Raw genomic sequence first — 13,899 nt, 5'->3', positions numbered from 1 at the left:
CAAATCAAAGATTGCTCCAATACCATTGAACAGCTTCTTTCAGTCCCTGTTGCATGGAGTATTCCGGGTCATATCCCAACAACTCCCTTGCCTTATCGATATTGGCGAGGGAATGGGGAATATCCCCGGCACGGTTGGGGCCGTGGATCACTTCTATATGAGCAATTTCAGGATCGAATTCACTCAGATATTCTTTCAGGTAAGCCACCAGTTGATTGAGGGTGGTCCTTTCGCCATAGGCGGTATTATATACCTGATTAACCGCTCGCGGGTTGGCAATTTCCATCGCCAGTAAATTCATCCGGATCACATTGTCGATATAGGTGAAGTCGCGGCTGTACTCGCCATCGCCGTTGATGACGGGTGATTCATGCCGCATCAGTTTTTTCACGAAAAGAGGAATCACTGCGGCGTATGCGCCATTGGGATCCTGCCGGCGTCCGAAAACATTAAAGTAGCGCAACCCGATGCATTCCATCCCGTAGGTTTTGGCAAAGACATCGGCATAGAGTTCATTCACATATTTGGTGATAGCATAGGGGGACAACGGCTTACCAATCACATCTTCTACTTTTGGAAGGGTTTGGCTGTCACCATAGGTGGAAGAACTGGCAGCATAGATAAATCGTTTTACTCCGGCATCACGGCCGGCGACCAGCATATTCAAAAAACCGGTCACATTCACCTCGTTGGTGGTAACCGGATCTTTGATGGAGCGGGGAACGGAACCCAAAGCTGCTTCATGGAAGAGATATTCCACTCTTTCAGTTGCCTTCCTGCAATCTTCCATATTTCGGATATCACCTACCTGCAGCGTAAGGCCGTCGGGATATTTCTCCAATAGCGGCAGCAGGTTTTCAATTTTTCCGGTGGAGAAATTATCAAGCACCGTTACTTTATGCCCCCGCTGCAATAACTCCTCCGTAAGATTGGAGCCGATAAAACCAGCCCCGCCTGTCACTAAAATTTTAGACATATATTTTATATGAATTATTCCTTATCAAAATAGCCTGATCCTAAGCCGTAACCGTAACCATAGCCATAACGGGCAGACTCATAGTCCTGTTATTATTTGTTTTTTGTTCAATCACGTTGTAAGCTAGATATCTACCACTGTTATTCCGACAAGTTCCGATTCACTACAGGACGTTGTAAATCACCTTTCCCGGATGATTTCATATGCGCCGTTTTCTTTAACTTTAACCGTAAGGAGAAATCGAGCACGAACCATAGTAAGACAACACCTCCTACCAGCAGGTTAATGTTTAAATAAGGGGCCAAAAAAAGAGAAACTGAACCAAAGAAAATGACGAATGTAATCATAAACAGAGTGGCTACCTTGTGCGAGAACCCCAGTCCCAACAGCACATGATGCATATGGCTCCGATCGGGTTTAAAGGGGCTGTACCCCCTTATCATCCGAAGTAAAATTACCCGTAAAGCATCGAACACCGGCACGATCAATACCGAGAAGCCCAGCACCAACGCCGCAGAAGGTTCATTTTCCACCGTCGGGGCGTAGTGGTATACTTTCACGGCAATGGCCGCCAGCAACATGCCAATGGTCAATGAACCGCAATCTCCCATAAACATTTTGCTATGGTTAGTCGTCTTGCCGAATATATTATAGTATAAGAAAGGGATTAACATCCCTAAAGCAGCAAAGGTAAATATACTGTAAATATAAAGTTTCAGATGGATAAAGGTGATCCCGAAAAACAAAAAGGCAAGCACGGCTATACCTGCCGCCAGCCCGTCGATACCGTCGATAAAATTGAAGGCATTGATCACTGAAACGATAATGATGATGGTAAGGGGAATACCTATCACGGGGCTTATCCCATGCACGCCAAAGAGACCGTGCAAGTCGTTAATCCATATTCCCGATGCAGTAAATAACGCAGCGGAAATTACCTGGATCAACAATTTGTTCCGGTAACGTACTTCGACCAGGTCGTCCGTAAGTCCGGTGAGATACAGCAAAATGACGGCAGAAAGCAACAGCGTCCACTCCTCCATGAAGACGGCACTGATCTCCGGCACCAGAGAAGTCTGCAGAAGGATATTTGCACTTAACACAAGGAGGAAGGAAAGTATCATGGCCGGGAAAAAACTTGCTCCTCCCAGCCGGGGCACGACGCCCTTATGTACCTTTCTTTCATCGTGCGAATCAAATAATTTTTTCTGAAAACATATCCGCTGAATCTCCGAAAGAAAAATCCATGAAAATAGTCCACTACCACCTAATGCAGCAAAAAGACTGATATTTAATTCCATTCTGATAAGATTTTGGTGTATCGGTTGATTTTATTGATTTTTCCAATAAAACAGGATGGTCGATACTTTAAATTTTATGACTACATATTCTCCAACAAAGAGGGGTGTATGTAGTGTGTGGCCACGATCATCACCCCTTTGATTTCCACAACAACACGCTTGTTGTTCCTTATCCTGACCAATGTTCCCTCCACTCCTTCGAATGGACCGCCCGTAATACGAACCTTGGTACCTACCTTGAGTTTCATCTCATCCGAATCCAGATAAACAATACCCTGGTCATAATTAGTGGCAACAGCCATAAAGTGCCTCATTTCCTTCTCAGGAACCACAATAGGTTTGCCGGTGCCACGATCCATCATATAGCGGATAGGGAATTTAAGCTTCAGTTCATTGATGAGTTGCCGGGAAGCATTTATAAAGATGAGATTATGAACTACCGGCTCCAACTTCCTGACTTTAACGCCATTCCTTTCACTTATCTTATACCCCATGGGTACAAAACAAATAATCTGATTGGCATCACAGTATCGTTTAACGATCATTTCCCTGTTATAGGTAACCCGTAATGCATACCAATATGACTCAAGTTCGATTAAAGACATTCCTTGGGGACACCAGAATTACGAATAACACCGATTTTAAAAAATTTTTACTTAAATCTCTAAAATGTAAGTCCTCGCCCTGTCCCAGAAATAGGACTTACAACTTTACAAAGATAATTAAAGTCGCTTGATATTGTCTTGCAAAAAATTACATTTAACAAAACTTTTATGCAAAAATTCCTTATTATCAAGAAAGAGCAAAAAAAACATCTCAAAAAGGACAACAACTTTAAACAAAGCTAAATAAATAATCGGCGTATTTCTATTCATTACACGGCATCGGCTGGAAGGATAGCAGGCGGGTTCTATAATTACCGGAGGGAACAAAGAGGGGAAGGATATTTTTGTTACGTTGAACAGGCAAAGCCAAACCGTTGCGTTTGGGCTTTGCCTGTTCAAGAACTACTCTTTCTTTGCAGGGGGTGTGACTTTTTTGGGAGAGAGCATGATCGACATGCGCTTGCCTTCCATAATAGGCATATATTCTACTTTGGCATATTCTTCCAAGTCGTTGGCAAAACGCAGCAACAACACCTCTCCCTGCTCTTTGAACAGGATGGAGCGTCCCTTGAAGAATACGAATGCCTTCACTTTTGAGCCTTCGCTCAGGAAGTTCATGGCATGTTTCAGTTTAAAATTATAATCATGATCATCGGTCTGGGGGCCAAAACGGATTTCCTTTACCGTCACTTTTACCGATTTAGCCTTTTGCTCTTTTAGTTTTTTCTTTTGTTGGTAAACAAATTTCTGGTAGTCGATTACCCTACACACAGGCGGTTTTGCCGTGGGGGCTATTTCCACAAGGTCTAACTCCTGCTGTTCCGCAATTTTCAAAGCTTCCCGCGTGGGATAAATGCCTTCCTGCACATTGTCACCTACTAACCGGACTTCCGGTACCCGGATACGTTCATTGATCCGATGTTGCTCTTTTGAGTCTTTTCTCATTCAAAAACGATTAAATTAAAATTAAAAGTGAAAAATTCATTATTCATTATTCATCATCTCTTCCACTTCACGGGAAATATCCTCGGCAAATGTAAACAAATTTACCGAACCTTTATCTTCTCCCCCCTGTTTTCTTACCGAAACCTCTTCATTTTCCACTTCTTTTTCACCTACAATCAAGAGGTAAGGGATACGCTTCAGTTCATTGTCGCGGATCTTACGGCCTACTTTTTCGTTGCGGTCGTCCACTTCGGCACGGATATCGAATTTCTTCAATGTTTTCACCACGTTGAAAGCATAATCGTTGAATTTCTCGCTGACGGGAAGCACTACCACCTGGGTAGGGGTGAGCCACAAGGGGAATTTGCCGGCAGTATGTTCGATCAATACCGCCACAAAGCGCTCCATTGATCCGAAGGGTGCACGGTGGATCATCACCGGTCGGTGTTTCTGGTTATCGGCACCGGTATATTCCAGCTCAAACCGTTCGGGCAGGTTATAATCCACTTGGATGGTTCCCAACTGCCATCGGCGTCCCAGCGCGTCTTTCACCATAAAGTCGAGTTTGGGCCCATAGAAAGCTGCCTCACCCAATACCACTTTCGCAGGCAACCCTTTCTCCTCACAAGCCTCCACGATGGAACGCTCGGCTTTCTCCCAATTCTCATCGGAGCCGATATATTTTTCCTTGTCGTTGGGATCACGGAGGGATATCTGTGCCTCGAAATTCTCGAAATTCAACGCTTTAAAAATGATAAAGATGATATCCATCACCTTCAGGAATTCATTTTTCACCTGGTCGGGTGTACAGAATATATGGGCATCATCCTGTGTGAAGCCGCGTACGCGTGTCAGTCCGTGCAACTCTCCACTCTGCTCATAACGGTAGACCGTCCCGAATTCCGCCAATCGTAACGGCAGGTCTTTATAAGAACGGGGAAAAGCTTTAAAGATCTCACAGTGGTGCGGGCAGTTCATCGGTTTGAGGAGGAACTCTTCACCCTCTTCGGGAGTTTTGATCGGTTGGAATGAATCCTTGCCATATTTGGCATAGTGTCCCGACGTCACATACAACTGTTTATGTCCGATATGGGGAGTGATTACCTGTTCGTAATCGAACTCCCGCTGTATTTTTTTCAGGAAATCTTCGAGGCGCAGGCGCAGTTGTGTACCTTTGGGTAACCACAAGGGAAGTCCCGCTCCCACGGTCTGGGAGAAGCAGAAGAGCTGCAATTCCTTGCCGATCCGGCGGTGATCGCGCTTCTTGGCCTCTTCGAGCATAAACAGGTATTCATCGAGCATTTTCTTCTTGGGGAATGTGATGCCATAAAGCCTTGTCAGCTGCGGACGTTCTATATCGCCGCGCCAGTAAGCACCGGCCGCCGACAATATTTTTACTGCCTTGATATAGGAGGTGTTGGGCAGGTGCGGCCCTCGGCACAGGTCAGTAAAGCTCCCCTGGGTATAGGTAGTGATGGTGCCGTCTTCCAATTCGTTGATCAGCTCCACTTTATAGTTTTCATTCCGTTTGGAGAACATTTCGACAGCATCTGCCTTGGAAATACTTTTGCGTACGATATCCTCCCGGGCGGCGATCAATTCCATCATTTTCTTTTCGATGGCGGGGAAGTCAGACTCCTTGATGGTGACCCCTTCACCCGGATCCACATCGTAATAGAAACCGTTCTCGATAGCCGGTCCAATGCCAAACTTAATGCCCGGATAAAGTTCCTGCAGCGCTTCAGCCATCAGGTGTGCGGACGAGTGCCAATAGGCATGTTTGCCCTCATCATCTTCCCATTTGAGCAGACGGACAGAGGCATCCTGTTCGATGGGCCTTGTCAGGTCCCATGTCACACCATCCACGCTTGCTGCAATTACGTCCTGTGCCAGCCGCGGACTGATGCTGTTGGCTATCTCCATTCCCGTTATTCCTTTTTCATATTCCCTGACCGATCCGTCGGGAAAAGTAATTTTTATCATATCCATAATTATTCAAGAGTACAAAAATAGTGATTTTGGGCAATGTAAAGAAAAAAAGACTCATTTTCCTCGGTGCAAAATATCTATTACTCCCTACTGCATCCTTTTAATGATACTGTACGATTGCACAATGCCCAACTCTCCGGCTTTACGGAGATCATCGAGTCCTTCGCGGGTCTCACCGATGGAGAGTCGCGCTATTCCACGATTGAAATAAGCCTCAGCAAATTGTGGTTCAAGCTGGATGGCCTTGGTATAATCGGCAATGGCTGCGCGGTAATCCTTCTCAAGATTATATATCTCTGCCCGATTGTAATAGGCATATATAAATTGGGGGTCCAAGGCTATAATTTTCTCATACTCCCTGATTATATCCTCATATTCAATTGACTTTGTGGATATCTCGGGGAGTTTGACGGCAGCTCCGGGAAGATCGATGCCGGTACTTTTATCCTTCAATGCCGGCTCTGCAACCAGACGGTCGTATTCAATCTGTTTGGAGCGGATTACTGCAAGAGCAAAGTGCGCCACCAGCAGGTTGGGATCTGATTTGAGTGCGCTGCGCATATCTTTCAATGCATTTTCATAATCCTGTATCAGCATAAAATCCATTCCTCTTCCGAAATAGAGCAAGGCATTGCCCGGATCATTGTCGATTCTCGCCGAATAGAGATCGATAGATCGAAAATGAGTCTGCACCTGAAGTTCATTCAGTGGCGCCTCTTTATTCGTCACCTTCAATACCCATGCGAGGCCCAGATCCCTGTTCGCCTTATCCATCGTCTCTGAGTAATATACCGGTCGGCGCACTTCCATATCCCGTTCATAATAAGAGAGTACAAACCGCGATTCCGGCTCCACCGGTGCGCTAATATTCTGTACCCTTCCCCTGCTCTGGCGCTGGTATTTTGTTTTTTCGGATTCTCCCTTGTCGGCCACTACCAGCAGATTGAACTTTTCAATATCTTTGTCAGCCTGTTCACGGGTATTTTTACTTTCCGATGCTTCTTTCTTTGCCTGCCTGAAAGGTTCGGGATTCGCGGTAGCCACCTTGCGGGCTTTCGACTCTTCGGCACGGGCCAGCGTATAATCCTGTTCGGCTCCCCGCAGGTCGTTCAGTTCCCGTTTCAATTGCGAGCGCATATAATAGCCGGTAAAGAAGTCGGGATGTTCATTGAGTACAATATCCAGGTCGTTCATTGCCTCTCCCTTCTCCCCTATTTCATTATACAGCATCGCCCTGTTCAGGTAGGCAATCGTATTACCGGGATCCAGTTCGATCACCTTGTCGAAATCCCGTACCGCCCTGTTGTTATCAGCCACCTGTGCCCGCAATAAGCCCCGGTTGAAACGTGCGATAAGGTTGTTTTCATCCATCTCGATCACCCTGTCGTAGTCAGCCATCGCGCCGCGCAGGTCATTCAGGTGGTATTTCACCAGTCCTCGGTTGATATAATTCCCCTCGAAGTAAGGATCTAAGCGGATCGCCTCATCCAGGTCGGCCAATGCGCTGTTATAATCCTTCTGCTGAAAATAGAGTAATCCCCGTGCCGCAAAGGTCTGGGAGGTATAAGGATCTTTTTCTATCGCCAGATTCAGGTCGCCCATCGCCTTAATGGTATCTTCCATCTCAATATACATCTGAGAACGGGCCAGATAACCGGGAGTATAATCGGGAAAACGCCGCAACAACACGTCGAAGAATTTCTCCGCGATATCATATTGCTTCATCTCGATGTTGACAATACCCATGTTGACCAGGGTGAGCCTGTCCTCGGGAAAGAATTCCAGGCTCCGCTGGTAATCGGTAGCGGCTTCCGGGAATTTATCCTGATTCTGGCGCGCAGCACCCCGAAGCTGGTATGCCGCCGTATAGTAGGGATTACGCACCAGGCAGTCGGACGCATCTTCTTCTGCCCCCTGATAATCGTCGAGCATGAATTTAGCGACCGCCCTGAAATAGTAAGGCTCCGCCAGATAGGGTTTCGCTGAAATCACCTGGTTGAAATATTGTATCGCCAGCACATAATCTTCAAAATATAACGCATTCTTCCCGATCATCATCACCCGGTCGGTATTGACTTGTGCTGATGCCTGAAGGGAGGCGATCAAAAGAAAGGCTGCAATGATTGTTTTCTTCATCTTAACTCATTTTCAATGTGCGAATATAAGGGTTTTGAGTGATTTATTTTCAATTCGTTTAATGGGTTTTGCCGATTTATTCCATAATTTCCAATATCCTGCTTCCGTTACCGGTTTCACGGATCAATAATTTCACTGTATCTTCCGGCAATATCTGCTCCACTAGCTCCGGCCATTCGATAAAGCAGATATGGCCACTGTAGAGATAATCCTCATAGCCAAAATCGAACACCTCCTCGAGTTTGTGAATACGGTAAAAATCAAAATGGAAGATGGGGTTACCCTCGCCGGACTTGTATTCATTGATAATGGCAAATGTGGGACTACCCACGGTCTCATTTACTCCAAGTTCTTTACATATCGCCTTGATGAAAGTAGTCTTCCCGGCTCCCATACTCCCGTAAAAAGCAAAAACCTTCCGATCGCCCATCTGATTGATGAACTGCCGTGCTGCCGACTGTAACGCCGCTAATTTTCTTATTTCAATTTGCAACATAAATTGATGTGATGATTTACTGATCCCGATAAAAACGGGACAAGTTGTCCCGACCTTCGGGAAGTAGTGATGATGAATGTGAATAATGTGCCAATATAATAATGCAATTATCAATTGTCAATTGTCAATTTCGAACTCAAAGTGATTACCGGAATCATCATCTCCTCCATGGAAACGCCTCCATGCTGGAATGTATCTTTGTAATAGGATTGATAATGATGACTATTATTGGGATACACAAAAAAATCATCCTTCATTGCAAAGATATAGCGCGTACTCATGTTGGGAGCGGGAAGTCCGGCATTTTCCGGCCGGATAATACCGAACACGTCTTTGGGATTATACCCCAGGTTCTTTCCCAGTTTATAGCGCATACTTACTGACGTTTCCCGGTCGCCTGCCACGTTCACGCTGTTCTTCACCCGTATGGATCCATGATCGGTAGTAAGTATTGCCTTATATCCTTTTTCGGCGATCTTCTCCATGAGGTCAGGTAAGGGAGAATGGAGGAACCATGACCGGGTCAGTGACCGATAAGCCGATTCGTCCGCAGCCAACTCCCTGATCATCCTCGACTCAGTACGTGCATGGGAAAGCATATCGATAAAATTGAATACCAATATGTTCAGGTCGTATTTCTCCAACTCCGTGAACCGGGTCAACACCTTCTCTCCTTCCTGATTGCGATTGATCTTATGATAAGAGAAGCTGCGGTTTCTTTTCTTCCGCTCCAGGTGGGATTTGATAAACAACTCTTCATACCGGTTCTTCCCTTCCTCTTCCGACTCATCCACCCAACAGTCGGGAAATATTTCGGACAACTGCTTTGGCATCAAGCCCGAAAAGATGGCGTTCCTCGCATAGGGCGTCGCCGTGGGCAGGATGGAGAAATAAATATCTTCGCGATAATCGAAGAACTCACCGGCAATATCTTTCACTACCAGCCACTGGTCGAACCGGAAATTGTCAATCAGGATAAAAAAGAGTTTCTCGCCTTTATCGACAGAAGGGAATACAAACCGCTCAAACAGGGCGGGACTTAATACGGGAATGCCACCGCCGGCACCCTCATCTATATGCCCCATTCGTTCACGTCCCTCGATAATCCATTTTTCGTAATTATCGCGGATAAACTTCGCAAAGAGATGGTTTGCCTCTGTTTTCTGCATCGCCAGCATTCCGCGCATCGGACTCTGCGCCTGATCCAATTTCAATTCCCAGGATACCAACTTCTTATATATCGACATCCAATCCCCTGCCGTACGACAATCCCCTATCTCGGCAATCAGAGGATTGAACAAATCCCTGTATTCCTCAGTAATGACTTCAGTCATACGTTCATCCTTTTCAAGGATCTTTTTAATGCTCATCAGCACCTGATTGGGATTGACCGGTTTGATAAGGTAATCGGTAATCTTCTTTCCGATCGCCCGGTTCATGATACCTTCATCTTCACTTTTGGTGACCATCACCACCGGCATCGAAGGGTAGGATGAATGGAGTTCGGCGAGGGTCTCCAGACCCGACAAACCCGGCATCTGCTCATCCAGGAAAATAATATCAAACCGTTGCGAGCGACATAGTTCAATGGCGTCACGGCCGTTATTGACGCACTGCGTCCCATATCCTTTCTCTTCCAGAAAAAGGAGGTACGGCTTCAGGAGATCTATCTCGTCATCCACCCAGAGCAGTCGCGCTTTTACCATCAGCTTGAATTCTTTTTAAATTCACTTTTTCAGATAGTTAATTATCTGAATCATGCTAAATAAGAAGAAACTACACCCGTTTGGAGCATGCCGTTGCGGGCGAATATCTACTTCGTGAACAAATGTATCTATTTCTGCCGTATCTTACAATTTTTTGACTTTTTTTGGGGACTTATCTCTGTTGAAAAGAATACCATATTCAAACATCCGTCTCAATTTACATGCAAAAATCTGAAGAAAATATGAAACAGGGCGGATTATTTCTCTTATTCAACCATTTTATTTAACTTTGACAGCAACTTGGTACATTATTAATATTTAAGGGAGAAGACATTGGTAAACTAAATAAAATGCAAACAACAAAACTATCTATCGTTATTTTATTCGCCCTGTTGTTGACAGGTTGCGGGCAACAAGGAGAGAAAATTTTTAACGGGAAAGACTTGAATAACTGGAACTTGGTAGTGGAGAATAACGCGGTACCGGGCGAGGAGGTGTTTTCCGTCAAAGAAGGGGTGATCTCAATAAAAGGTAACCCGTTCGGCTATATGTACACAAATGAGAAGTTCAGCAATTTCACGCTCACACTGGAATACCGGTGGCCGGAAGAAGCAAGCAACAGCGGTGTTTTCATCCTGATTGAAGAGCCGGACAATCCCTTCCCTAAAGGGATAGAATGCCAGTTAATGGCCGACAATGCCGGAGATTTCGTACTACTGAACGGCGCCGACCTGAATGAGTATTCCCTCCCCGAAGGTGTGACGAAACGCCCGAAATTTCCGATAATTCCCAAACAACAGCTATCGAGCGAAAAACCTACCGGCGAATGGAATAAGATGAAGATTACTGTAGTTAACGGCGCTATTTCAGTATATGTCAACGATATCTTACAAAACCAGGCGACCAGCACGGTGAAGGAGGGATATATCGGTCTGCAGAGTGAAGGAAATGAAGTTGAGTTCCGGAATCTGGTAATCTACTGATCCCGATAAAACGGGACAAGTTGCCCCGACTTTCGGGGAGTAGTGATGATTAATGTGAATAATGTGAATACTATGCCAATGAAAGATTTATCAGCTGCGACAAGACAATTTATTGATCTGGAAGAGAAGTACGGGGCACATAATTACCACCCTCTGCCGGTAGTATTGTCCCGGGGAAAAGGATGTTATGTATGGGATGTGAACGGGAAGAGGTATTTCGACTTCCTTTCGGCTTATTCCGCCGTGAACCAGGGACACTGTCATCCCAAGATCGTAAGTGCACTGAAAGAACAGGCGGAAAGGCTTTGCCTTACCTCACGCGCTTTTTATAACGATACCTTAGGTCCATACGAAAAATTTATCCACGACTATTTTGGATATGACAAAGTGTTGCCTATGAATAGCGGTGCCGAAGCGGTGGAGACAGCCTTAAAGCTGACACGGAAATGGGGTTACCTGAAAAAGGGAATCCCCGAAGCGGAAGCACTGATTGTGGCTTGTGAAGGTAATTTCCACGGAAGGACCATCTCTATCGTCTCGGTCTCTACCGACCCCGAAGCACGTGCCGACTACGGGCCCTATACTCCCGGCTTCGAGGTCATCCCTTACAATGATCCGGATGCTCTGGCTTCCGTCTTGGAAAAGAAAGCGAATTCCATAGCAGGATTTTTGGTGGAGCCGATCCAGGGAGAGGCGGGCGTCAATGTGCCGGACGACGGTTATCTGAAAAAATGCTACGACCTCTGTAAAAGGCATAATGTACTCTTTATTGCCGATGAAGTACAGACCGGCATTGCCCGCACCGGCAGGAAACTCTGTTGTGACCATGAAGGGATCCGTCCCGATATCGTGATCTTGGGGAAAGCTATCTCCGGAGGTGTACTTCCTGTCTCGGCGGTACTGGCTGATGATGAGATCATGCTTACCATCCAACCCGGGCAGCATGGCTCTACATTCGGGGGATTTCCCTTGGCCTGCAAGGTTGCAACCGCCGCACTGAAAGTAGTAGAAGAAGAAAAACTAACCGAGAAAGCCGAACGTCTTGGACAAATCTTCCGGGGAGAAGTAAAAAAGATTGAAAGCCCTTTTATCCGGCAAGTGAGAGGTAAAGGATTGCTTAACGCAGTGGTGATCGAACCGCATAACGGGAAAGAAGCATGGGATGTGTGCCTGAAGATGGCTGAAAACGGCCTGCTGGCAAAACCCACCCATCATCATATTATCCGTTTTGCACCCCCATTGGTGATTACAGAAGAGGAGTTACGGGAAGCAGTGGCCATTATCAAAGAATCACTCAAGTCACTGGAAACAGTTTGATGTGATGATTTTCTAAAAGTATGCAGACAACATCCAAAATATTAATGGTGCGCCCTTTCCGGTTTGCCTTCAACGAAGAGACGGCCCGCAACAATTTTTTTCAGCAGGCGACCGGGCAAGGTTCGGAGGCAAGCAGGGCACTGGAAGAATTCGACGCTTTTGTCCACCAACTGAGGGGCAAAGATGTAGATGTGTTGGTCGTACAGGATTCACCGGAACCATGGACACCTGATTCTATCTTTCCTAACAACTGGTTCTCCTCCCATATTTCAGGTGAATTGGTACTCTATCCCATGTTTGCTGAAAATCGGCGTCAGGAGAGAAAGCCGGAAGTGCTGGAATTACTGACCCGAAAAATCGACCATCGTAAAGTGATTGACCTGACTCATTGGGAAAAAGAAGGTGAATTTCTGGAAGGGACCGGCAGCATGGTACTTGACCGGGATAAGCAAATCGCCTATTGTTGCCGTTCCCCTCGGACATCGGAAAAAGTGTTGGCTGATTTCTGTGCCCGTATGAGTTATGATGCGGTAGTGTTTGATGCGACCGACAAAAACGAAAATCTTATCTATCATACCAATGTGATGATGGCTGTGGGTAGTCAAGTGGCGATTGTATGTCTCGAATCGATCAAGAATGAGGATGAGCGGCGGAAGGTGGTCCACAGACTGACCGCCACAGGTAAGATTATTGTAGATATATCCCTGGACCAAGTAGCCCGGTTCGCCGGGAACATGCTCGAGATAAAGAGCCGGAATGGCCATCCCATTATGGTGATGTCGGCTTCGGCACGAAATGCGCTGACGGCTGCACAGGAAACTGTCATATCTACCTATAGCACCATCTTGTCCGCCACATTATCCACCATCGAGACAAACGGCGGAGGGTCGGCGCGATGCATGTTGGCTGAAATTTTTTATTAAAACAGCGCTTTTTACATTTTTTTCATTTACTTTGCAGCAAGAATACTTTCTATGTAATTTTTTCATTCAATTAATCAATTCAATATGTCATTCAGATCAGAACTAAAAGAATTTTTAATGCGCGGCAGTGTGGTAGACATGGCCGTGGGTATCGTAATTGGCGGCGCTTTCGGGAAGATCGTCACATCTTTTGTGAACGACATCCTGATGCCACCCATCGCATTGATCTCCGACCAGGGGCAGTTTGGGGACCTGAAGCTTGTTTTAAGACAAGCGGTAATGGAAGGGGCAGAAGTGGTTACACCGGCTGTTACATGGAATTACGGGGCTTTCATCCAGACGATCGTCGATTTCCTGATCATCGGCACTGCCATCTTCATGGTAATCAAAGCTATGAACTCATTCAAACGGAAGAACGAGGAGGCGCCCGCAGCACCACCCGAACCGACCAAAGAAGAGACTTTATTGACTGAAATCCGCGATCTGCTGAAGGACAAATAGCAGTAATAAAATGAAATTTCT

12 protein-coding genes are annotated in these 13,899 nt (G+C 46.0%); 4 read left to right on the top strand and 8 right to left on the bottom strand.

What is annotated here, in order from left to right:
* Positions 1-4: 4 nt before the first annotated feature.
* The 8 genes from B4G81_RS01960 to B4G81_RS01925 all read right to left on the bottom strand — a co-directional run bounded on the left by B4G81_RS01960 (position 5) and on the right by B4G81_RS01925 (position 10,154).
* Positions 5-976: an SDR family oxidoreductase gene (locus B4G81_RS01960; RefSeq protein WP_294079528.1), complete on the bottom strand. Its 972-nt coding sequence runs from the start codon at positions 974-976 to the stop codon at positions 5-7.
* A gap of 140 nt (positions 977-1,116) precedes the next feature.
* Positions 1,117-2,277 carry an MraY family glycosyltransferase gene (locus B4G81_RS01955; RefSeq protein ID WP_294079526.1) on the bottom strand — a complete coding sequence of 387 codons (1,161 nt, stop codon included), beginning with the start codon at positions 2,275-2,277 and terminating at the stop codon, positions 1,117-1,119.
* A gap of 80 nt (positions 2,278-2,357) precedes the next feature.
* Positions 2,358-2,882: a UpxY family transcription antiterminator gene (locus B4G81_RS01950; RefSeq protein WP_294079524.1), complete on the bottom strand. Its 525-nt coding sequence runs from the start codon at positions 2,880-2,882 to the stop codon at positions 2,358-2,360.
* A 402-nt stretch (positions 2,883-3,284) separates the two neighbouring features.
* Positions 3,285-3,827 (bottom strand): translation initiation factor IF-3, encoded by a 543-nt coding sequence (infC, locus tag B4G81_RS01945; RefSeq protein ID WP_294079522.1) that lies wholly within the window; start codon positions 3,825-3,827, stop codon positions 3,285-3,287.
* A gap of 39 nt (positions 3,828-3,866) precedes the next feature.
* On the bottom strand, positions 3,867-5,810 hold the full coding sequence (gene thrS, locus B4G81_RS01940) for a threonine--tRNA ligase (RefSeq protein ID WP_294079564.1): 1,944 nt from the start codon (positions 5,808-5,810) through the stop codon (positions 3,867-3,869).
* 93 nt (positions 5,811-5,903) lie between these two features.
* Complete coding sequence (locus tag B4G81_RS01935) at positions 5,904-7,952, bottom strand: tetratricopeptide repeat protein (RefSeq protein ID WP_294079520.1); 2,049 nt, start codon at positions 7,950-7,952, stop codon at positions 5,904-5,906.
* 76 nt (positions 7,953-8,028) lie between these two features.
* Positions 8,029-8,445, bottom strand: a complete 417-nt coding sequence (tsaE, locus tag B4G81_RS01930) for a tRNA (adenosine(37)-N6)-threonylcarbamoyltransferase complex ATPase subunit type 1 TsaE (protein ID WP_294079563.1) — start codon at positions 8,443-8,445, stop codon at positions 8,029-8,031.
* Positions 8,446-8,558: 113 nt separating this feature from the next.
* Positions 8,559-10,154, bottom strand: coding sequence for a bifunctional response regulator/alkaline phosphatase family protein (locus tag B4G81_RS01925; protein ID WP_294079518.1), 1,596 nt, complete (start codon positions 10,152-10,154; stop codon positions 8,559-8,561).
* Positions 10,155-10,504: 350 nt separating this feature from the next.
* On the opposite strand from B4G81_RS01925, the gene B4G81_RS01920 reads away from it, so the two are divergent.
* From B4G81_RS01920 to mscL, 4 genes are all read left to right on the top strand, one after another.
* Positions 10,505-11,137: a 3-keto-disaccharide hydrolase gene (locus B4G81_RS01920; protein WP_294079516.1), complete on the top strand. Its 633-nt coding sequence runs from the start codon at positions 10,505-10,507 to the stop codon at positions 11,135-11,137.
* 78 nt (positions 11,138-11,215) lie between these two features.
* Entirely contained in the window at positions 11,216-12,454 is a 1,239-nt protein-coding gene (gene rocD / locus B4G81_RS01915) for an ornithine--oxo-acid transaminase (RefSeq protein ID WP_294079514.1), read from the top strand.
* Positions 12,455-12,474: 20 nt separating this feature from the next.
* Positions 12,475-13,377, top strand: a complete 903-nt coding sequence (ctlX, locus tag B4G81_RS01910; RefSeq protein ID WP_294079512.1) for a citrulline utilization hydrolase CtlX — start codon at positions 12,475-12,477, stop codon at positions 13,375-13,377.
* Between the two features lie 84 nt (positions 13,378-13,461).
* The gene (gene mscL, locus B4G81_RS01905; RefSeq protein WP_294079510.1) at positions 13,462-13,878 is read left to right on the top strand and encodes a large-conductance mechanosensitive channel protein MscL; all 417 of its coding nucleotides are present in this window, start codon (positions 13,462-13,464) and stop codon (positions 13,876-13,878) included.
* Positions 13,879-13,899: the final 21 nt, after the last annotated feature.

The organism is Proteiniphilum sp. UBA5384 (genome assembly GCF_002410825.1).
Lineage (GTDB): Bacteria > Bacteroidota > Bacteroidia > Bacteroidales > Dysgonomonadaceae > Proteiniphilum.
This window is presented reverse-complemented; position numbering and strand designations above follow the sequence as displayed.